This is a genomic window from Azomonas macrocytogenes, assembly GCF_014191985.1.
GTDB classification, from domain to species: Bacteria; Pseudomonadota; Gammaproteobacteria; order Pseudomonadales; family Pseudomonadaceae; genus Azomonas; species Azomonas macrocytogenes.
In genome coordinates this window covers 119,038-139,969 of record NZ_JACHXI010000002.1, presented here as the reverse complement: position 1 = coordinate 139,969, position 20,932 = coordinate 119,038, and the positions used below count along the sequence as shown (strand labels likewise).

Here is a 20,932-nt window from a genome sequence, read left to right as displayed (position 1 = left end):
GGCTTATTCTAGTGGCCGATACGATCGATTGGTCTACTCAAGTTTGGCTGACCGGGGTTTTGGGATCAGGCGTTGCGACAGGGTTATGGCTATAAGCGATAACGCAATATTGGAGCTGCGGATGTCAGAACTTGACTGATCGAATCGCCCAGACAAGCCACTTGAGTCGATAAATAACCTCCGAATAGGAGAGGGAATGCAGTTTTCCATTGATAGAAGCGCATCGTTCGGGCGTTTTCTGATTCGCCGCTTTCTCGAAAACCGTGGACTGAATTGTGCGGCGGAACTGACCTATACCACGCTGTTCGCCGTGGTACCGATGATGACCGTGACCTTCGCGATGCTATCGGTGGTTCCTGCCTTCCAGGGGGTCGGGGAACAGATCCAGGAGTACATCTTCCACAATTTCATCCCTTCGACCGGGGAGGCGATCCAGGGTTACCTGACCACCTTCAGCACCCAGGCGCGCCAATTGACCTGGGTCGGCGTCGGCTTCCTCATGCTGACCTCGGTGATGATGCTGCTGACCATCGAAAACACCTTCAACACCATCTGGCACATCGACCAGCCACGGCGCGGCGTGTCCCGCCTGCTGCTGTACTGGGCGGTGCTGACCATGGGGCCGCTGGTGCTGGGCGCGGGATTTGCCAGCACGACCTATATCGCGTCGCTGTCGCTTATTTCCGGACCGCATGCCTTGCTGGGCGTCGGAATGTTCTTCCAGTTCGTGCCGCTGCTGCTGAACATGGTGGCTTTCACGCTTATCTACATCACCGTACCCAATACCCGCGTACCCCTGAAGCATGCACTGATCGGTGGGGTGGCCGCTGCTATGTTGCTGGAGGTAGCCAGGCGCGGCTTCAGCTTGTACGTGGTGCTGTTCCCCAGCTATGAACTGATTTACGGCGCCTTTGCCGCCGTGCCGCTGTTTCTGCTGTGGATCTATCTGTCGTGGCTCATCGTCCTGCTCTGCGCCGAACTGGTTTGCGGGCTGTCTTCCTCGCTCGAATGGCGTCAGCGGCGGGTACCGCGCCTGCTGGTGATGCTGACGGTTCTGCGTATCTTCCACCAGCGCCAGCAACTGGGCCATGCCGTGCGCTTGCATCATGCGCACAAGGCTGGCTGGCCGATTCCGCATGACGAATGGAGCCAGATCATGGGCTTTTTCGAACGGGAAAATCTGGTCACGCGCACCAATCTGACAAGCTGGGTCCTGTGTCGGGACCTGGGTCACTACAGTCTCGATCAATTGCTCAAGCGCAATCCCTGGCCGTTGATCAGTCTCGATCAACTGCCACAACATTTTGACGAGCCGTGGTATCCCGACTTCCGTGCCGCATTGGAGCAATGGCAGCAAGAGCGCTCCAGGCTGTTCGGTGGAAGTCTCGCCCATTGGCTGGACGGGAAAACCTCATGAAATCACCTTGCGCGACATTATTGCTGGTTCTGGGATTGCTCGGAGGCTGTTCCGAAGACTGGGGTAGCGACCAGCATGGTCGGCCAATAGCAGCCCGCCAACTGGAAGGACGCTGGCTGCTGATCAATTACTGGGCCGAATGGTGCGGCCCGTGTCGCACGGAAATTCCTCAATTGAACGAGTTGGCCAGATCCCACCCGGATATCGTGGTACTAGGGGTAAATTTCGACGGATTGCAGGGCGAGGCACTGGTCAAGGCAGCGCAAGCACTCGGTATCGAATTCCGAGTGCTCGCCGATGATCCGGCCGAACGGCTCGGCTTGCCGCGCAGCGCAGGGCTGCCTGCGACTTACTTGGTCGATGCCGACGGGCGAATGCGCGAACGACTGATGGGTGAGCAGACGGCAGCCGGCCTCGGCGCACGGCTGGCACAACTGAAGACCGGGAAATAAAGCAGCTCAGGGATGCACGAACCAGATGTCCTGCCAGAAGCCGATGACCCTGGCCGGATATTGCGGCTGCCCGAGGGTGCCGTTATAGCGACCCAGGGCGCGGTCGAGGTCGCTGTTTTCCTTTTTCAGGTAGTAACTGAGAATGGTGCAGCCGTAGCGCAGATTGGTAGCGTTATCGGTGAGATTGTCTTGCGAGCGACCCAGTTCGGCCTTCCAGAACGGCATGACCTGCATCATGCCTTGCGCGCCCACGCGGGAAATCGCAAAGCGGTCGAAGCGGCTTTCCGTATGGATCAGCGCCAGTACCAGTTCCGGTGTGAGATCGGCTCGGCGCGCCTCCTGGTGGACCAGGCGCAGTAAAGTCAGGCGCTCTTGCGGATCGGCCAGATAGCGCTTGAGCCGGGTGGACATATCCAGCAACCAGACTTCGGCATCGAAGCGGTCGACAAAACTGTCGGCTTGCGCAACGGTGCGCTGCATCAGCTCGCGCAGCTCCGGTTCCGGGGCCTGGCGCAACTCAGCCAGGACCGGCAAGGGGAGCAGCAGGCAAACCAGCAGGCAGCAACTGGATAGGCGCATGACCGTTCAGTCTTCGGCTGGCAGGTCGAGCGCTATCCTGCCGGTCCGGCGCTGCAGGAGCTTACGGAATTCTTGCTGCAGTTCAGGATCGCTATGGGTCAGCTCGATCAGACTCTGCTGGAGTTCGCCAGCCTCGTTGTCGAGGCCAAGCTCGCCCAGGCGTTTGATCCGGTGCACCCAGTGCGGCACATCGTCGCTTTCCAGATCGTCGTAGATCAGCGCATGCGCTTCGCGCAGCTTGCCGCGCAGTGTGCGGCTGATTCCAAGCGTGGCCTCGGCACGAGTCTTGTCCTGGGGATCTTCCACGTAGAGCCACAGCCGATCCACTGTGGCGAATTCATCTTCAGCGAAAGGATCGTCGAGCAGGTTCAATTCAAGGATGCCGTGACGGTTGGTGTCGAGTTCGTGGCTTTGCGTGCCGACGACCACCGTCACCGGGTTATCGCTCCAGGGCAGGTCGCTGTATTCCAGGCGGGAATCCCGTCGCACCTCCTCGAGCTTGGCAAGGTTCTGCTGTGAGCGGCCATTGGATTCGACGTTCATGAACGGATTGAGTCCATCAATCCCGTAGCGAACCCAGTCCCGTGTGGCGTTTTCCGGTATGTGGCCCAGGGTCGCCACATCGAGCACATTGGCACCGAGGCCGGCGGCCAGCGCCACTGCGCCGAAGGGGATCTCATAGATCTCCCGCCACGGCTGGTAGGGCGTGTAGCGGTCGTAGCGGCGAGTCACTTCGATATCGGTGACTTCGAAGGTCCTCTGCTCATTGATCCGAATGCGCCGTTGCGGCAGCTCGAGTACCGGCGGTTCGCCAATCTCCATGGTCAGGCTATGGGTCAGCGGCTTGCGCTCGACGCGGGTTTCCTGCTCGCTGCGTTGTGGCATGTGGTTGGCGCAGCCGCCCAGCAGCAACGCCCAGAAGAGCGTGCCACTGATGATGAGACGGTTGGGCATGACCGGCAGTCACCGGCCGATACGCGAATGAAGGAAGCCAGGCAGCTCGGCGACAGCGACCGTTTCGGGCTGTTCGGCCTGGCGCTGCTTGTACTCGAACGTACCATCGGCCAGCCCACGTTCGCTGATCACGAGGCGGTGCGGGATGCCGACCAGTTCCATGTCGGCGAACTTGACGCCGGGGCTGGTCTTCTTGTCGCGGTCGTCCAGCAGAACCTCGTAACCGGCAGCAGTCAGTTCGGCATAGAGCCGGTCGGTTGCCGCGCGCACGGCTTCGTTTTCGTACTTCATCGGCACCAGAGCGATCTGGAAGGGTGCCAGCGCTCCTGGCCAGAGGATGCCGCGCTGATCGTAGTTCTGCTCGATGGCGGCGGCGACCACACGGGACACGCCGATGCCATAGCAGCCCATGGTCAGGATCACCGGCTTGCCGCTCTCGCCCAGTACCTTGCAGCCCATGGCTTCGCTGTATTTGGTGCCGAGTTGGAAGATATGGCCGACCTCGATGCCGCGCTTGATCACCAGCGTCCCCTGGCCATCCGGGCTCGGGTCGCCTTCCACCACGTTGCGCAGGTCGGCGACTTCCGGCAGCGGCAGGTCGCGCTCCCAATTGAGGCCGAAGTAGTGCTTGCCATCAACGTTGGCACCGGCTGCGAAGTCGCCCAGCAGCGCCACCGAGCGGTCGACGATGGCCGGGATCGGCAAGTTCAGCGGGCCGAGGGAACCGGGGCCGGCACCGATGGCCGCACGAATCTCCGCCTCCGAGGCGAATACCAGCGGACTGGCCACCTGCGCCAGATTCGCCGCCTTGATCTCGTTGAGCTCATGATCGCCACGCACCAGCAGGGCGACCAGCGTGCCTGGCTCGGTGCCATGCGCCACCAGCGTCTTGACGGTGCGCTCGATAGGCAGGTTGAACTGTTCGACCAACTCGGCGATGGTCCTGGCCTCGGGCGTATCCACCAGACGCAGTTCCTCGCTGGCAGCGGCGCGTTCGCTTTCCCGCGGAATCGCTTCGGCTTTCTCGATATTGGCGGCGTAGTCGGAGCTGTCGCTGAAGGCGATGTCATCCTCGCCGGAATCGGCCAGTACATGGAATTCGTGGGAGCCGGTACCGCCGATGGAGCCGGTGTCGGCTTGCACGGGGCGGAAGTCCAGGCCCAGGCGGGTGAAGATGGCGCAGTAGGCCTGGTGCATGCGCTCATAGGTCTGCTGCAGTGAGGCCTGATCCAGATGGAAGGAATAGGCGTCCTTCATAAGGAATTCGCGCCCGCGCATCAGCCCGAAGCGCGGACGGATCTCGTCACGAAACTTGGTCTGGATCTGGTAGAAGTTGATCGGTAACTGCTTGTAGCTGTTCAACTCGTTGCGCGCCAGGTCGGTGATGACTTCTTCGTGGGTCGGGCCGACGCAGAATTCGCGGTCGTGGCGGTCGCGGATGCGCAAGAGCTCGGGGCCGTATTGCTCCCAGCGTCCGGATTCCTGCCACAATTCGGCGGGCTGGATGGCCGGCATCAGCACTTCCAGCGCGCCGGCCTTGTTCATCTCCTCGCGGACCACCGCCTCGGCCTTTTTCAGTACCCGCAGGCCCATGGGTAGCCAGGTATAAAGCCCGGAGGCCAGCTTGCGGATCATCCCGGCGCGCAGCATCAATTGATGGCTGATTACCACGGCATCCGAGGGCGTTTCTTTGAGGGTCGAGAGCAGGAACTGGCTGGTGCGCATGGGCTGGTGGGTCCGCTTTGGCTGGAACTGCGCATTGTAAGACGCGGGTCTGGCCGCGTACAGGTGCGCTGCGGCTTAGAATCGGCCTGCACAGGGTCCTTGTTTCGAGTTTCGTGAAGGCTCGGAATAGCCGTCCGGCTGGCCTCGCACCGGGCCTTGAATGGATCATGTCAGGCCGTGCCGGGCCACTGGCAGTGGTGATGGCAATTAGCTATCAATTGGCGGGTGATCCGTAGCCCGATCAGCCGGCCAAGCTGATGATAACTTTCCCACTGGGCTTCGTCGAAGAACTGATCGCCGATGCTCTGTTGTGGAAAACCGCTGTCCTTTTCCCGTTCGCCATAGGCGCGCAGATCCAGTGGCATATCGGCGAGCAGACGGGGTTTCGCCACCAGCAAGGTGCCGACCGATCTATCATGGTAGGTGATCCTCCCCGACAGCAGGCACGGTTGACCGGGGGTGGCCTTCGCGAAGTCGCCGAACGCGCCGCAGGCGGCATCGGTCGGGGCGGCGCTGAAGTCGATGGTGGCGTCATAGTCGATACGTGCCTTGCGTACCAGGTTTTCCAGGTCTTCGAAGCGATAGTCCGGATCCGCCCCGGCGTCGACCAGGACGATGACCTTGAGCTTGCGCTTGAGCAGTGCGTAGACGCCGGTATTGTCGAAATGGCCGCCGTCGGACAAATACCAGACTGGCGCGCGCAGGCCGGGAAAACGGGCAAGCAGCTCGAATGCGACGGTTGCCACACGGGGAAAGGTCTTGGAAGCAATATCGAGAAACGCCTTGCCCAGTGTCTCGGGAATGGGGTTTCTGGTCCGCTGCAAGCCATCTGTAATGTGTCCTGGAACCTTGAACCAGTAACCCAGCCGAAATCCTGTTAGAAACAGTAGTACGGCGGCTCCAGGGCTGGTTCGAGAACCCATGCCACTACTGGCGGCGGCACCGGAAATGGCTACCCAGCGTGACAGGGTATCGGTGTTTCCCGGCCATGGGATCGGGCTTCTGGTTCCGGTTTCAAGACCGAGTGCGCTCACCGTCATTGCGATTCCCTTGCGATCGGCATTGTAATTTCCGGTCCGGTCGTCGACGGTCTGGTTGATACAACAACTGATCAGGTGGATGGGGCCTCCATGTTTATGGGGCTGGTAGCCCGACAGCGGCGTGTCATCCCCTCCATCCGGACGGAGGAGCGGATGCACCTGTTCGGTGATCCCGCGCGTTCTTTCTTGCAGAGGGGTTTCAGGAAAACGAGGGGATTGCTCCTTTGAGGCCGGTGCATAGTTCCCAACGGAGATATACGCACGTTCGATGCGCGCACGGTAGTAATTATGCAGCGAGCTGAAGTTGACTACTTCGAAGTTAGTACGACGCACCCAAAAGCATAAAAGTACAAAAACCAACAAAAATATCCATCTTAATGCCGGAGCCGTGGCGTTCAGCCAAGCCAAATCCAGCCTGCCAAGTAGCTGTGATGAGGTGCTGACAGGTTGTATGAAATCCAAGGTCAGCATCGTTAGCAGAAGCAGCAATACCGCTAGCACCAGCAGACCGCAGACATTGACGAAGTTGCGTGTTCCCAGCTTAAGGGCAACGCTGCGGGTTTGTTCGAAAGTCCGCTGAAGACGCGGTAGCTGCAGACGCAAGACGGTAAGTAGTCCCACCAGGGAGGTGATGTTGGTGACAGCGGCGGTGAGCCCAAGGGAAGAGTCTTCCTGTTGGCCGTGTTTCAACAGGTATTCCGAGGCCTGATACAGGCAGGCCAGGCCTGCCAGAATCAGCAGCCACCAAAGAGATGTTGCCAGATTTTCGGTGCGCTTATGTCGGTAGATTGAGGACGTTCGCTTCTTTGCCGACTCGGCAGTGGAGTCGTTGAGGCCAAAGAACCAATAGCGTGCGATGGCAATGGCTCCATAGGCGATGGGTATCAGGCAAGCCCACCACCAGAAATAATTTGCTATCTCGGGATATCTGTCTCCAAGAAATGTTTTAAGCGCCACAGCAGGTGCCACAGCCACTGCCGCGACCAGCAGCAGGAGCACGGACACCTCGAACAGCGAGGCGATGCAGCCTCGCAGTGCCGAGGCGAAGGCCATGCCCAGGTCCTGGCGCCCGGCTGCCTTGAGGTAGCGGCCATTGCTGCGCAGCCACCAGAGCAGGGTGGTGCCCTTCTTGGCCAGGCCTTCTTCGACCTGTTTGGCGTCCTGCCCTGCCTGGTAAAGACGACCCAGGGCGGCACCGATATAGCCGCCCCCGGAGACCGTGGACAGATAATCGAAACGATGCAGCAGCTTATTCTCCGCCAGGCCGCGCAGCACACCGAAGCACAGGGTGGCGCTGCGAATGCCGCCCCCGGAAAGGGCCAAGCCCCATTTTTCGAGCTCTGGGGGCAAAGTGTCTTGGGGATAAGCTTTTCGAAGATGCTCCCACCGTTTTTTTAGCGCATCGTCTTCTTTATCGGACGACTCGACCGGCGCTGCCAAGGCGGCGCCCGGCTTGTCATCTTCTTTCGGGCTGGAGCCATCTGTGGCGGGTTGTTCGGCAGGGGTGAACTGAGACATGCTGGATCCTCCCATGGATACCGGGCAGCCCTCCTGGCTGCCGGGGTGACCGGGTTCTTACCCATACGGGATATCGCTGTGGAACCGCGCCAGGCCCGCTGGGCTCCGAGGTCGTGGCCATCGATCACCCCGTGATGGATGAGCATAGTCGAGCGCTTCACCAACGCAAGACGAGGTCTTCCTCGGAGCGTCGCATGGCTGTGGCGACGCCCTCTGCGACCGGGTCGTTCAGAACCCACTCTCGCGCACCAGCACCGCCGCCACCTGGGTGAAGGCCTTGAGCAACAAGCTCTGGCGCTCGCCGTCGATGACGACTCGGCCGCGTACCTGGCGAAGGTTGTCGGGCGGGGCTTGTAGCTCCAGCCGGACGCGGTAGAGGGCAGGCGTCGCCACTGCGCTGTCCCGATTGGTTTCATGGGTGGGGATGCTGCCGCCATGGCGGGTATCGAGCATGGCATGCGGCAACCGGCCGGCGCGCACCGAGTCCACCTCGACCACCCGGGCCGACAGGCCGATCCAGGCACCGTCGGGACGGAAGCTGGCCGTCGCTCCCGGTGCGACGCGGTGCACGTCGCGCTGCTCGACATAAGCCTCCACCATCCAGTGCGAAGGGTCGATCACCACGCCGATGGGCGTTTGCGGCCCTACCCAACTGCCGGCGCGCAGCAGTGGGTCGATGTCCAGCCAGGTGCCGGCGAATTCGGCCGTCACTTGCAGGCGCGCCGTCTCGGCGGCCACCGCGCGCACCGAAGCGATCTGCTCGCGCAGCCGCTCGGCGGTGGCCTGGCTGCGCTCGTGGCCATCCTGTTCGGCGATCAGCCCACCCAGTTGCCGGTCGAGCGACTGGGCGGCGACTTCCGAGCGCAGCGATTGGGCGCGCAGGTCGGGGGCCTCGAACTGCGCCAGGGATTGGCTGGCGTGGATCTGGCCCGGCGCGCTGATCTCCATCACCCGTGCCGCGAAGGGGGCGAAGACGAACTGTTGCCGGTCCGAATGCGCCATGGCCGGGGCGTCGATCGCCGAGCGCCAGGGCAGCGCCAGCAACAGCAGCGCCACCAGGCCGCACAGATAGAGGCCGCGCCGCCGCGCCGGGCGCGTTTCGCTCCAGCGCCGCTGCCATACGGAGACCTCCGACCAGATCGGCCAGAGCAGGAACCAGAGAACCTCGACGGCGAACAGCACGATACCCAGCACCTTGAAAAAGAACAGATAGACAGCCACCGCAATCGCCAGGAACACCAGCAGGCGATACAGCCAGGTGGCGAAGGCGAAGCCGACCAGGGCCCGGCGGACCCGTGGCGTCACCGGCTCCGGATCGGGCTCGCGCCAGCCCAGCAGGGTGCGCCGCAGCCAGGCGCGGGCCATGGCGCCGGAGCGTTCGTGGAGATTGGGGAAGTCCAGCAGGTCAGAGAGAATGAAATAGCCATCGAAGCGCATGAACGGGCTGATGTTCAGCGCCAGTGACAGTACCCAGCCGGTGGTGGCCAGATACAGCATGGCCTGGCGAGCCGGGCCGTCGTCGAGCAGTGCCCAGGCGAAGGCGGCGACGCCGGCCAGGGTCAGTTCGGTGGCCAGCCCGGCGACCGAGATCGCCAGCCGCTGGCGGGAGGAACGCAGCCGCCAGGACTCGCTGGTATCGGTATAGAGCATCGGCCAGAGCACCACGAAGGCCACCCCCATGTGCGCCACCCGCACGCCCAGGTGGGTCGCCACCAGGGCGTGGCCGAGTTCGTGCAGGGTCTTGGACACCGCCAGCGCCGCCAGGAAGCCCAGAATGCCCGCCGGGGTCAGGATATCCACCACACCGGCCTTGAACACATCCCATTGGCGCGCCACCAGCGCCAGGCCAAGCACCACGATGGCCAGCAGCAGGCCGAGGCCGAGCGGCGAAAACAGCGGGCGCATCCAGGGCAGCAGGGCGGCCAACCAGCGTTCCGGGCGCACCAGCGGCACGCGCACGAACAGGTAGTGGTGCAGCCACCAGCGCCAGTGCCGCCAGCCCGGCTGACTGGCCTGGGCGACCAGTTGGCGCAGCCGCTCGCCCTCGGCGCGCAACAGGTTGTGCCGGGCCAGGAAGGTGGCGAACGCCTCGACCTGTTCGGGCAACACATACAGGGCGGTATTCGCCGAAATATCCTCGGCGATGCGGCGCGGGTCGCCTGGCCAGCGCAGCAGGCATTCGAATTCCAGCCAGCCGATGCGGTAGAAACGGTTGGTCACCGGGTCCTGGATGGACCACACTGGTGCGCCGTCCCGGTCCGGGGCGGCTTCGTGCAGGCGCAGATCCTCGCGCAGTGGCGACGGCGCAGGCGCGGTACCGATCACAGGCCGCTCCACTCACGCAGCGCCGCCACCGGCCGGCGGAACAGGTAATAGCCCAGGGTGACCCAGCCGCCGTAGAGCTTGGCCGTGCCGCGCAGGCCGATACGCGCTCGTTCCTGCGCGTTGCCGAAGGCTCCGCGCAGTCGGTAGCTGGCGACGTTGTCCGGCGACAGCGTCGCCTGGTAGCTGGTCTCGGTGAGCCGCGCGCTCAGCGGCGACAAGGGCTGCACGGTGAGGAACAGGCGCAGCTCGGCACCCGGCTCCAGGGTGATCGCATCCGCCACTGGCAGATGCACCAGCACGCCCGGTTTGCCGGGATCGGCCAGTTGCATGATCCGCTCGCCGGTCACCACCGGCCGGCCGAGCCAGTCGTCGGGGTCGCCGAACACCGCCACCCCATCGCGGCTGGCGGTCACGTCGATGCGCGCCAGTTGCGTCTGCACCGCTGACAGCTCGGCTCGCTTCTCCTGCGCCCGGCCATTGAGCAGGGCCAGTTCGGCCTTGCTCTGCAGGTTGTCGAAGGCCTTCTGGGTGGCGGCCTGCAACTCGGCGTCGGCCACCGCGACCGACTTCTGCGCCACCTCGAGCCGGTTGCGCAGGGTGATGTCGTCCAGGGAAAACAGCAAATTGCCCTTGGCTACCATCTCGTTGGGGCGCACATGGATGCTCTTGACCACTCCGTCGAGCGGCGCCGCCACCACTTCCGCGTCCATTGCCATCACCTCGGCTGGCGCCAGCACCGTCTGGCGTACCGGCAGCAGCAGGGCCAGCGGCAGCAAGAGCAACGCAAGGCGCTTGCGGCCGTGCGTCAGCCAGCGTGGCCGCCAGCTTGCGCGCGGCTTGCCGGCGAGCATCTCCCAGCAGTAGCTCCAGGTTTCTCCCAGTCGCGCCAGCAGCCAGCCTTGTGCCGGAGTCGGTGGCGCCTCCAGCAGAAAACAGGCCCAGCCCAGTTCGCTGCCGTCGCGGCGGCGCAGGGGCAGGGCATACAGTCCGCGCGGCCACCATTCCTCCCAGCCCTCGGTCACGCCGGACGGTGGCGACTGCGGCGCCAGACCCGGCTCGAACCAGCCCGGCTGCGCCTGCGCGCACTCGTGCAGCCACGGCCAGGCGCGGCGCAGCCAGACCAGATAGGGGCTGTCCTCTTCCGGGCGCACCAGGCCGGATATCGCCAGCAGCCCCTTGCCGGAAGCAAACACCAGTGCCTGGCGAAAACCAAGTGCGGCGAAGCTGTCGTTGGCGATGGAAAACACCAGCTCGGTCAGGGTGCTGGCTGCGCGAGCCTTAGCTTCCAGGGTCAGTAGCTGGTCGAGTGGGGCCAGTCCGGAGGGCGTGCCAGAGGATGTCATCAGTTATTTTTCGCTTGTCAGGGATGGGTGAGGGCAGGCAGATCGACCAGAAAAGCCAGAAGCCGACGTATCGTCATCGGTAGGCAAGCGGAGCCTTGCCTACCTTGCGAGTGCGCATCCTCAAGGCGTCTGCGGAAAGCGCGCGATGCCGGTCATGCCGGCCAGCAGGTCCTCGGGTTTGCCGTCGATCCGGCCCTCCAGCTCGACCGTGCGTGCCACGGCGTCGACCCGGGCGTTGATCGCCGTTACCTGGGCGGCGTAGGTCTTGCCGTTGTCATCGATGCTCACCTCGAACGGCGAGCCGACCTTCAGTTGGCGCAGTAGCGTCGAAGGCACGTTCAGCCGTACCTTCAGCGAACTGTCGCTGACCAGCTCCAGCAGCGGGTTGCCCAGGTTGACGCCCTGATGCGGCTTGACGTGGACCTTTACCAGCCGCCCGGAAAACGGCGCCTTCACCACGCAATGGGCCAACTGGGCGCGTGACAGCGAGATCGCCGCCAGCGCCCGCTCGGCGGCGGCGGCGGCCTGGGAAACCTCCAGTTCTCCCGCTGCATTCAGCTCCTGCATGCGTGCCTTGGTTTCGCGGGTTTCCTTCGCCGCCTTGTATTCGGCCTGGGCCATCCGCAACTTGGCCTGTTCCTCGCCGCAATTGAACACAGCCAGCGTCTCGCCCTTGGTCACCTGCTGGCCCAGGCTGGCGTTCAGCGTACTGATCTGGCCGACCAGTTGTGCTCCCAGGGTGGTCTCCAGTTCCGGGCTGATCAGCACGCGGATGGCGTTCGGATCGACCGTGGATTCCTGAGCGAAGGCCGGTAGCGCGAGCGCCAGTGCCAACAAGGGCCAGCGTTTTATCGGGGACATGGACTTCATTGCTCCTGGGGCGTATTCGTTGACGCCTTGGCGACGAATATCGAGGACTGCCAGCCCTGCATGGTTTGCTGCATGGCGCTAGCGAGCGCCTTCACATTGTGGCTTTCGATGGTGTCGGGCATCACATCCAGGCCCACCGAGTTGTACACCCGGCCCCAAGCGGCCTGGGCGTTGGAGTAGGCGACATAGCGCTGGTATTCGGTCAGCACGGCGCGCGCCTCGGAGCGGATCACCTCCAGCTCGGAATCGAAACGACTCTTCGCCGCCGCCTTGGAGTAGTCCAGCAGGCGCTGGTCGACGCGCAGGCTTTCCTCGGCAAAATCCAGCTCCGAGAGTGACAGTGCATAACGCTGCACGCCAACCCGCACCTGGGTCAGCACCGCCATCGACAGTGCCATGCGGCGCATATCATCCGTCTCGTTCTGGTACTGATGGGCTCTCTTCAACGAGGGGTATTGGGCCAGCTTGAGGATATTCCAGGATACGCGCAGCCCGGTATCGATCCACTGGGAGTGGTAGTTGTACTTGTTGGAGTCGTGGTTGAATTGGCTGTCAATGCTGATGTTGGGCCACAGCAGGATCTTGGCCGCCTTGATATCGTTCTCGGTGACCCGTTTGCGATACCACTCCTCCATGATCTCCGGACGGCGCTCCATCGCCATGTGTTCCAGTTTGTCGATATCGGTAGGCACCGTCGGCAGGTTCTGTTCGATCTCCGTAGCCAGGGTGTAGTGGGCGCCCGGTGGCACCGACATCAAGGCCGAAAGCTCCGCCCGGGCCAGCTCCAGATCCTGGCGGCGCAGGGTCAACAGGTTCACGGCATCCAGCAGCGCACGCTGGTAGGCCAGTACCTCGGCCTGTGGCATCAGGCCCTCTTTTTCCACCTGTCGGGCACGTTCCAGCGCCCGCTCGACCCGCCCGATCAGGGTATCTACCTGGCCGATCAGTTTCTGCGCGCCCAGCGCCCGCCAATAACTGTTACGGACATCCTGCAACACGTTCTGGGCCACCTTGCGCCGGCGTTCCTCGGCCATCAGCACTTGGTCGGCCTTCTGCTGCGCGCGATAATAGGAAACGCCGAAGTCGAGCGCATTCCAGGAGAATCCCAGGCTGGCCACGGTGTGTTCCCGCTCCTGCGACGTGGAGGGGCGCAGGGATTCGACGTTGTCCCTGATGCCGACCGAGCTTCCGCCAGGGCTGTTGGTGCGACCCATATAGCCGGCGCCCGCCACCAGACGCGGCAGCATTTCGTAGTTGGCGACATCGTTCAGGCTCTGGGACAGTGCGTCCTCCATCAGCTTGAGGCGATAGTCGAGGTTGTATTTCAGCGCGCGTGCCGCTGCCTCGTGGAAGGAGATCGGCGCGGTGATCGGCTCCTGGTCGGCGTACATGACCTGGCGGTCCTGCTCGACGCGGGAACGGATTTCCTCGTCAGTGAAGGACTTGGGCGCCAGCGAACCGCAGGAAGCGAGGGCTACGGACAACGACAGCACGGTCAGGGCACGGACACGGCTTGCGCCGTGTCGTTCATGGCAAAAGGGGGTTTCGGTTTTCATGGAAGGTATCGACACGTTAGACAAATCCGTTTGAGCCGCCAACCGAAGCCGGCAGTTTTGCGCCACGACCGGTGGCCGAGCGTAATTGTTGAGTGAAGGATGGGGCCGAAGGTCGGGTTTGCGCCTTGGGCAGCAGCTCGTTTCCGTCGGTGGCCGCGCTTTCCCGCAACAATGGCGTAGAGCCGGTGTCCCGGTGTTCGTGGTCAGGTTTTTCCACGCTCTTCGCCGCCTTTTCATGCGTGGGCGGAATCAGTTCAGCGGGGCTGGGAGCCGACAGCTCGGGCGTGGCGATCAGCCGATCACTACCCAGGGAAACCCGGGTCAGGCGGCCCTCGACAATCTGTTGCAGGAAATTCGCCAGGGACTGCGATTCACGTACTTGATGCTGGACGAACAGCGCCGGATCGAAGCCCAACTCCTGATTGGCCGAGGAGCGCTCAAGGCGCAGGGTATCGGCCCGCTCGGGACGGCTGAACAGCAGCGGGTCAGTCAGGCCACGCTGCAACTGGGATAGCTCGACAGCATTGTTTACATAGGTGATCGGATACATCGGGATCGGCAGGCGTATCACTCGGTCGAAGCGGCCGCCATCGAAGAACACGCTCGGGTCATGATTCTCTCGCTCCTGCAGCAAATTGGTCGGCCATAGCTCAAGGGGGGGTAGCGGTTGCGCACCGGTGGCGGGCGAGAAGACATACGGCGACACTGGATCGACTAGCACGATGGTGACCGTGGCCTGGGAAACACTCCCCACTGCGTCCGTCAGGGTATAGGTGAAGCTGTCCCGACCCTCGAAGCGAGCGTTCGGCATATAGGTGAAGGTGCCGTCCGCATTGACCACCACACTGCCATGGAGCGGACCGATCTCCAGAGCCCAGGTGTTGTCGCCGTTGCCCGACGGCGTATCGTTGCCGGCTAGGCTGCTGCTGATCGGTGTGTCCGCGCCGGTGGTGACGTGATCGTTCACCGCCAGTGGAATGCTGCTGGGTGGGGTCGGGGTCGTTACGACTTCGATGTTGACCACGGCGGTGGCAGTACCGCCATTGCCATCGTCAATGGTGTAAGTGATCTCCACCGGGCCGGTGTAGTCGGGGGCCGGGGTGAAGTCCAGGGTGCCGTCGGGGTTGATGGTGACCGTGCCCTGTCCTGGGGGCACGCTGGCGCCGGTGACGGTGAGCGGGTCGCCATCTGGGTCGGAGTCGTTGCCCAGCACGTCGAGGTTGGTCAGTGGGGTGTCTGCGGGGGCAGTGAAGACGCCATCGTTCACAGCCACCGGCGGGGTGTTCACGGGCTCCGGCTCAGTGACGGGCGGGTTCACCGTGATGGTCACGGTGGCGGTGCTGCTGTCGCCATCGGCGTCGGTCAGGGTATAGGTGAAGCTGTCCTCGCCGACGAAGCCTTCGTCCGGGGTGTAGGTAAAGGTGCCGTCCTCGTTGACTGCTACCGTGCCGTTGGTTGGGCTGTCGGTCAGGGTCCAGGTGTTGCCACCATCGGTGGATGGGGTGTCGTTGCCGGCCAGGTTGCCGGAGACTGGGGTGCCGCCGGGCGTGGTCACGGTGTCGTCCACAGCCAGCGGCACGTCGGTGGGGGATACGGTGATGGTGACGGTGGCGGTGCTAGTGTCGCCGTCGGCATCGGTGATCGTATAGGTGAAGCTGTCCTCGCCGACGAAGCCTTCGTTAGGGGTGTAGGTGAAGGTGCCGTCCTCGTTGACCACTACCGTGCCGTTGGTTGGGCTGTCGGTCAGGGTCCAGGTGTTGCCGCCATCGGTGGATGGGGTGTCGTTGCCGGCCAGGCTACCGCTGACCGGCGTGCCGCCGGGCGTGGTCACGGTGTCGTCCACAGCCAGCGGCACGTCGGTGGGGGATACGGTGATGGTGACGGTGGCGGTGCTGGTGTCGCCGTCGGCATCGGTGATCGTATAGGTGAAGCTGTCCTCGCCGCTGAAGCCTTCGTCCGGGGTGTAGGCATACGTGCCGTCCGGGTTGACCACCACGCTGCCGTTGGCCGGATCGGTAGTCTTGGTCCAGAGGTTGCCGCCGTCGCCGGAGGGTGTGTCGTTGCCGGCCAGGGTGCCGCCGACCGGGGTGTTCTTGCCGGTGGTGACGCTATCGTCCACCGCCACGGGCAGGTCGTTCACCGGCGTCACAGTCAGGTTCACCGTGGCGGTGCTGGTATCGCCATCGCCGTCGGTGAGGGTGTAGGTGAAGCTATCCGGGCCGTTGTAGTCGGGGGCGGGCGTGTAGGTGAAGGTGCCGTCCGGGTTGACCACCACGCTGCCGTGCTGCGGGTCGGTGGCCTTGGCCCAGAGGTTGCCGCCGTCTGCCGAGGGTGTGTCGTTGCCGGCCAGGGTGCTGGTCAGCACGGTATCCTCGTTCAGCGTGAAGCTGTCGTTCAGCGCTAGCGGCAGGTGGTCGCCGTGGATGGTGATGGTCACCGTGGCGGTGCTGGTGTCGCCGTCGCCGTCGGTGATGGTATAGGTGAAGGTCTCGGTCAGTGTCTGGCCGTGGCCCAGGGCCTGAACTGCGGTATTGTTGTTGTCGAGTGTATAAGTATAGCTGCCGTTGGCGTTCAGGGTGATGGCGCCGTAGGTGCCATTGTACGGCGTGCCCAGCGTGCCCCCCGCGATGGCCGTCACCGGGCTACCCACGGTTGCCGCGCCGTCGGCGCCGATGCGGTCGTTGGTGAACGCATTGCCCGTTACCGTGGCGGAGCCCTTGGTGATGCTGCTGGCATCGGGGTTGGCTGCGGGCACGTCGTCGATGATCTGGATGACCAGGGTGCCGTCGGCGGTGTTGGCGCTGGTACTGTTGTCGGTCACTCGCAGGGAGATGCTGTCGGTGCTTTCGGTCTCCGCGGGAGTGGCGTTGGTGATGGCATCCTTGAGGGTGTAGGTGTAGTGCACCTGGGTGGAGGTCGGGACGCTGGAGTCTCCGGCCAGCACGGTGATGCCGGTGATGCGCAGGATGCCCTCGCCGGTGTCGATCGGGTCCGAGGGGTTGGTGGTGCTGAGGGCCTGCAGTTCGGCCACGGTGAAGTCTTCGCCCTCCACGGTGATCGTGGCGATGCCTTCCGGCGCGCTGACGATGATGCTGCCGGCGGCGGTCTCGCTGGTGTCGGCGGCCGAGGTCAGGCCGGCCTCGTACACGGTGTTGTGGCCGATGGCCGCGCCGCCGTTGTGGTCCACCGGGTCGATCGCCAGGTTGCCACCGTCGGTGACGCCGTGGATGGTGATGGTCAACTGCGCCTGGTCGGTGCCGCCGTCCGGATCCGTCAGGCGGTAGGTGAACACCTCCTCCAGGGTCTCCCCGGTCAGCAGCGCATTGACATCGGGATTGTCGTTGTCGAGTTCGTAGGAATAGCTGCCGTCAGCACCGATGGTCAGGGTGCCGTAGGTGCCAACGACCTGGGTACCGGTACCACTGTTGGTCCCCGCGGTGATGCTGGTGAAGGCTCCGCCGGCGATTTCCGTACCGGTACGGATGCCGGAGAGGTTCAGTTCGTCGATGGTGTTGTCGACATCGCTGTCGGCCACGGTGTCGGGTACGGTGACGGTCGTGCTGACACCGGTGATGACATTGCCCGTAGCCGGGACGAGGGAGTCCTCGACCACCTCATTGGTGTCATCGATGGCCAGGGGCGGGTCGTTCTGCGCGGTGATGTTCACCTGGATGATGGCATCGCCCGTCAATGCCCCGCCGCTGCCTTGCTTGCTGTTGTCGTTGGCATCGTTGAAACGGTAGCGCAACGTGACATCGGCAGGCGGCGTGTCGGAACTGTTGGCGTAGGTGATGGCACTGGCCACCGCATTGACAATGCTGGCATCGGCGGCGGCATTGAAGGTAATGACAAGCTGCCCGCCGCTATTGGTCACGGTGCCTATCACCGTGGTGCCGTTGCGCAGGTTGCCGCCGCTGACATTGATGCCGGTATCGCCGGAGCCCGTGAAGCCCAGCACATCCTCTGCGTTGGCGGTAAAGCCAGTGGTGCCGTTGCTACGGGCAATCGTCAGCGTGGTGTTCTCGTAGGTATCCAGGCCGTTGGCGATCTCGACATCAGCCACCGTCACGGTCCCCAGGGCCACCGGCGTGCCCAGCACGTCACGGTCGGTCAGCGTATCCACGCCTTCGACGAAGGTTCGCGGCGTGGTATCGGCAAAGGTCACCGTGGGCGCATCGTTCTCTTGCAGGTAGCCGATGTTGCGACCCGTGGTTGCCATAGTACCCAGCGTCACGGTGATGCTGCCCAGCGTGCCGCCATCGGCATCCCAGCGCGGGGCCAGGGTATCGGTGTCGTCGGGCGTACCGGTGATGGTGGCGTCGAGCGTGGCCGGCGCCGTCACGCGATAGTCGCCCACGGGCAGGGCGCCGAAGATGTAGTCGCCATTGCTCTCGGTCTGGGTGGTGGCGACCACCACGTCGTCGCTGGTACCCCAGAGGCCGTCGGCACCCGCTGTGGTCAGGGTCACGGTGACGCCTGCCAGCGCCTGCTCTCCGGCATCCTTTGCGCCATTCTGGTCGCGCGTGTCGTCCCAGATGTTGCCGCTGATGGTGCTGTAGCCGGCGTTGTCCTGGCGACGGTAATCGTTGAGCAATGCGGTGGCCGAATCCCAGATGCGTTCGCCCCCTGTCGTGCCGTCGGTACCGACGGACGAGCCGGCGAAGCCCGTCTGTGAAATGGTCCCAGCGCCATCGGGCAGGCTGCTCCAGACTAGCGTGGCATCGGTCGGCGTGCCGACCGTATCGGTGGGCACGGTGACGTCGTATTCGAAGGTCACGGTTTCGCCGGGGTTGATCGCGTTACCGTTGAAGTTGACCGTCACGCCGGTGCCGTCGTCGAACGTGAACGTGTAGCCCGCCGCCTCGGCGGCGGCCTGTGTCGTGTAGGTCGTGCCGTCGGCGGTGAGGCTCTTGAAGGTGTAGCCGCTGCCGTTGGTCAGGCTGTCGGTCAGCACGGCATCGTAGGCCGGGGCTGCCGGGCTGGTGGCCGTGCCGGTGGCGGCGATGAAGGTGGTGCGCACGGTGAGCGTGTCGGTGGCAGCCTGATTCGGCGCGCCGGCACCATCCGCGCTGGCGAAGACCTGCTTGTCGATGCTGGGGATGTTCGGCTCGGCGACGATGTCCACCGTGGTGTTGCTGTCGGTACCCAGTTGCGTTCCGCCAATGCCGTTCTGCTTGACGATGAAGTTCGACTCGAGCTCCGTCCCTCCATTGTTGCCGGCACTGTTGGTGACCAGGGCGTTGAACTCGATGACGATGTACTCGGCTTCGGGGTCGTTATCCAGGTTGGCGATGTTGCCCAGGTCGAAATAGGCGGGATTGCCGCCGGCGGCAGCGACGATAGTGATCGCCTGGGTGGGCGCCGAGCCAATGGGGCGGCTACCGAAATTGCTGGAGTTCAGGCCCGACTCGATGTCGTCGAATACGCCGGTGCTGGTATCCGCCACAGGAGCGGTGACGATGTTGGACGTGAGCCCGCCATCGGAGACCAGTGCGACCGTGGCCGCGCCGAGGTAGGTATACCCGGATGCCAGGTTGGGCTGGATCACCAGGCCGCTGATATTGCCCTCAGGCACCTGCACCACGGCGCGGAAGCGCACGATCTCGCCCACCGCCACCGGCTGGTTGTCGGCCGTCGTATCGTCGCCAGGGACTGTGGTGTCGGCCAGGCCGCCCACGCGCGAGAGCACGTAGTTGGCGGCGACGCTGACCAGGGCGCCGTCCTGCTTGCGGTAGTCGTTCAGTATGCCCGTCTGGTTCCAGGTGCCGTCATCGCCGTGGCGCTCGTTGGCGATGCGGTCTCCGGTGGCGTTGCTGGCGCTGTCCAGGCTGCTCCAGTGCACGATCGCATTGCTGTCGAAGCTGGCGACTGCGGCCACCTCGGGCCGGGTGACGGCGGAAACCTCGATCACCAGGGTCTCGCCCTTGAGCAGGTCCAGATTCACGCCATCCTTGGTCTGCAGCTTGTTGCCGACCCATTCGAAATAGTCGGCGGCCACGATGGGGCTGCCGTTCTTGGTGACAACCAGCGACTCGGTGTCGACGTCCAGCACGCTGGCGAAGGTGTCCTCGAAACGCAGGTCGAAGGCGTCGTAGTCGTTGGCCGTGTTGCCGTTGCCGATGGTGATCCGGTACTTGATCGGGTCGTTGTCGTCGACCGCGGGCTCGGAGGAATCGAAGTTGTTATCGCCGTTGGTATCGACCGCCTTGACGATGGTCAGCTGCGGCTCGCGGATGGTGATGCGGGCCGAGGCGCCGGTCTGCGCGACGGTGACATCGGCGCCGTTGTCGCCGGCATCGTCGTAGATCAACTGGGTGCCGGTGTCGCGGTTCCCCCCAGCCTGGTTGAAGATTATGTTGTCGGCGATCAGCCTGACGCGGATGACGAAGTTGTTGTCGCTGGCATTGTTGCCGTCGTCGGCGATGAGCAGGTTGTCGGTGAGGGTGAAGCGCGGATCCACGCTGGAGTTGCCCAGCGTACCGCTGACTCCGGTCACGCCGGTCACCTCGACCGTACCGTCGAAGTTGGCCTCCAGCGCATCGCTCTGCCCGGCACCGGTCCCCTTGATGGTGATGAACTCGTAGCCGAGGTCGCCGTTGTACGTGGTGTCCAGCTTCAGTCCATTGGGCACCAACCCGTCCACGCGCAGGTCGTGGGTGGTGCCCTCGGGCAGGGTGACGACGATGTCGTAGATCATGGATTCGCCGATCACCAGGTTGTTGCCGGTGGTGTGGGTGGCGGAGGAGTCGTCGTCGCTGATCGCGCCGTCCTTGAACACGATCTTCACCGTGGGCGCGGCCACGGTGGCGGTAGCGGTGTCGGAGATGACGAGATTCACGTCATCCGAAAGGTCCGGCGTTCCCTTGTCATCCACGGGCAGGAAGTTTTCCCCTTCATTGACGCCGGCATAGCTGTCCACCGCCACGGTGGAGGTGCTTGCCAGGCCGGCGGCGATGTTGGTGAGCGCCACGGCGTCGTAGGTGATGACGATGATGTTGCTGCCGTCGGTGACCGGCGTGCCGCCGTTGCGGCCCTGGGCGATGGTGGCCGTGCTGTCGCTGTCGAGAAGGGTGACGATGCCGCCATTGATGGAATAGTCAGTGTTCAGCGTCAACAACGTGCCGTCGCCGCGATAGAGCTTGAGGTTGGCATC

General features: G+C 63.6%; 11 protein-coding genes. 2 read left to right on the top strand and 9 right to left on the bottom strand.

Features of this window, described 5'->3' with window-relative positions; all coding sequences use genetic code 11:
• Window positions 1–196: 196 nt before the first annotated feature.
• The gene (locus FHR87_RS03105) at window positions 197–1,417 is read left to right on the top strand and encodes a YihY family inner membrane protein (RefSeq protein ID WP_183165260.1); all 1,221 of its coding nucleotides are present in this window, start codon (window positions 197–199) and stop codon (window positions 1,415–1,417) included.
• Complete coding sequence (locus FHR87_RS03100) at window positions 1,414–1,869, top strand: TlpA family protein disulfide reductase (RefSeq protein WP_183165259.1); 456 nt, start codon at window positions 1,414–1,416, stop codon at window positions 1,867–1,869. The genes FHR87_RS03105 and FHR87_RS03100 overlap by 4 nt, the downstream gene beginning before the upstream one ends.
• A gap of 6 nt (window positions 1,870–1,875) precedes the next feature.
• Here the strand turns inward: FHR87_RS03100 and FHR87_RS03095 are convergent, their stop codons facing one another.
• The 9 genes from FHR87_RS03095 to FHR87_RS19105 form a co-directional block, all read right to left on the bottom strand.
• Entirely contained in the window at window positions 1,876–2,448 is a 573-nt protein-coding gene (locus FHR87_RS03095) for a lytic transglycosylase domain-containing protein (RefSeq protein WP_183165258.1), read from the bottom strand.
• Window positions 2,449–2,454: 6 nt separating this feature from the next.
• Window positions 2,455–3,402, bottom strand: coding sequence for a hypothetical protein (locus tag FHR87_RS03090; RefSeq protein ID WP_183165257.1), 948 nt, complete (start codon window positions 3,400–3,402; stop codon window positions 2,455–2,457).
• Window positions 3,403–3,411: 9 nt separating this feature from the next.
• Window positions 3,412–5,127: a proline--tRNA ligase gene (locus tag FHR87_RS03085; RefSeq protein WP_183165256.1), complete on the bottom strand. Its 1,716-nt coding sequence runs from the start codon at window positions 5,125–5,127 to the stop codon at window positions 3,412–3,414.
• A gap of 170 nt (window positions 5,128–5,297) precedes the next feature.
• Complete coding sequence (locus FHR87_RS03080; RefSeq protein WP_183165255.1) at window positions 5,298–7,685, bottom strand: patatin-like phospholipase family protein; 2,388 nt, start codon at window positions 7,683–7,685, stop codon at window positions 5,298–5,300.
• A gap of 228 nt (window positions 7,686–7,913) precedes the next feature.
• On the bottom strand, window positions 7,914–10,010 hold the full coding sequence (locus tag FHR87_RS03075) for a site-2 protease family protein (protein WP_183165254.1): 2,097 nt from the start codon (window positions 10,008–10,010) through the stop codon (window positions 7,914–7,916).
• Window positions 10,007–11,353 carry an efflux RND transporter periplasmic adaptor subunit gene (locus tag FHR87_RS03070; RefSeq protein WP_183165253.1) on the bottom strand — a complete coding sequence of 449 codons (1,347 nt, stop codon included), beginning with the start codon at window positions 11,351–11,353 and terminating at the stop codon, window positions 10,007–10,009. The genes FHR87_RS03075 and FHR87_RS03070 overlap by 4 nt, the downstream gene beginning before the upstream one ends.
• A gap of 120 nt (window positions 11,354–11,473) precedes the next feature.
• Entirely contained in the window at window positions 11,474–12,214 is a 741-nt protein-coding gene (locus tag FHR87_RS03065) for an efflux RND transporter periplasmic adaptor subunit (protein ID WP_246335767.1), read from the bottom strand.
• 5 nt (window positions 12,215–12,219) lie between these two features.
• Window positions 12,220–13,779 carry a TolC family protein gene (locus FHR87_RS03060; protein WP_183165251.1) on the bottom strand — a complete coding sequence of 520 codons (1,560 nt, stop codon included), beginning with the start codon at window positions 13,777–13,779 and terminating at the stop codon, window positions 12,220–12,222.
• 16 nt (window positions 13,780–13,795) lie between these two features.
• Entirely contained in the window at window positions 13,796–20,476 is a 6,681-nt protein-coding gene (locus FHR87_RS19105) for a beta strand repeat-containing protein (protein ID WP_246335774.1), read from the bottom strand.
• Between the last annotated feature and the right edge of the window lie 456 nt (window positions 20,477–20,932).

Excerpts from the sequence above, each read along its gene's own strand:
- FHR87_RS03065 (WP_246335767.1), bottom strand. The coding sequence starts at position 12,214 with ATGTCCCCGATAAAACGCTGGCCCTTGTTGGCACTGGCGCTCGCGCTA.
- FHR87_RS03095 (WP_183165258.1), bottom strand. The coding sequence starts at position 2,448 with ATGCGCCTATCCAGTTGCTGCCTGCTGGTTTGCCTGCTGCTCCCCTTG.
- FHR87_RS03070 (WP_183165253.1), bottom strand. The coding sequence starts at position 11,353 with ATGACATCCTCTGGCACGCCCTCCGGACTGGCCCCACTCGACCAGCTA.
- FHR87_RS03090 (WP_183165257.1), bottom strand. The coding sequence starts at position 3,402 with ATGCCCAACCGTCTCATCATCAGTGGCACGCTCTTCTGGGCGTTGCTG.
- FHR87_RS03085 (WP_183165256.1), bottom strand. The coding sequence starts at position 5,127 with ATGCGCACCAGCCAGTTCCTGCTCTCGACCCTCAAAGAAACGCCCTCG.
- FHR87_RS03060 (WP_183165251.1), bottom strand. The coding sequence starts at position 13,779 with ATGAAAACCGAAACCCCCTTTTGCCATGAACGACACGGCGCAAGCCGT.
- FHR87_RS03100 (WP_183165259.1), top strand. The coding sequence starts at position 1,414 with ATGAAATCACCTTGCGCGACATTATTGCTGGTTCTGGGATTGCTCGGA.
- FHR87_RS03080 (WP_183165255.1), bottom strand. The coding sequence starts at position 7,685 with ATGTCTCAGTTCACCCCTGCCGAACAACCCGCCACAGATGGCTCCAGC.
- FHR87_RS19105 (WP_246335774.1), bottom strand. The coding sequence starts at position 20,476 with ATGATCTACGACATCGTCGTCACCCTGCCCGAGGGCACCACCCACGAC.
- FHR87_RS03105 (WP_183165260.1), top strand. The coding sequence starts at position 197 with ATGCAGTTTTCCATTGATAGAAGCGCATCGTTCGGGCGTTTTCTGATT.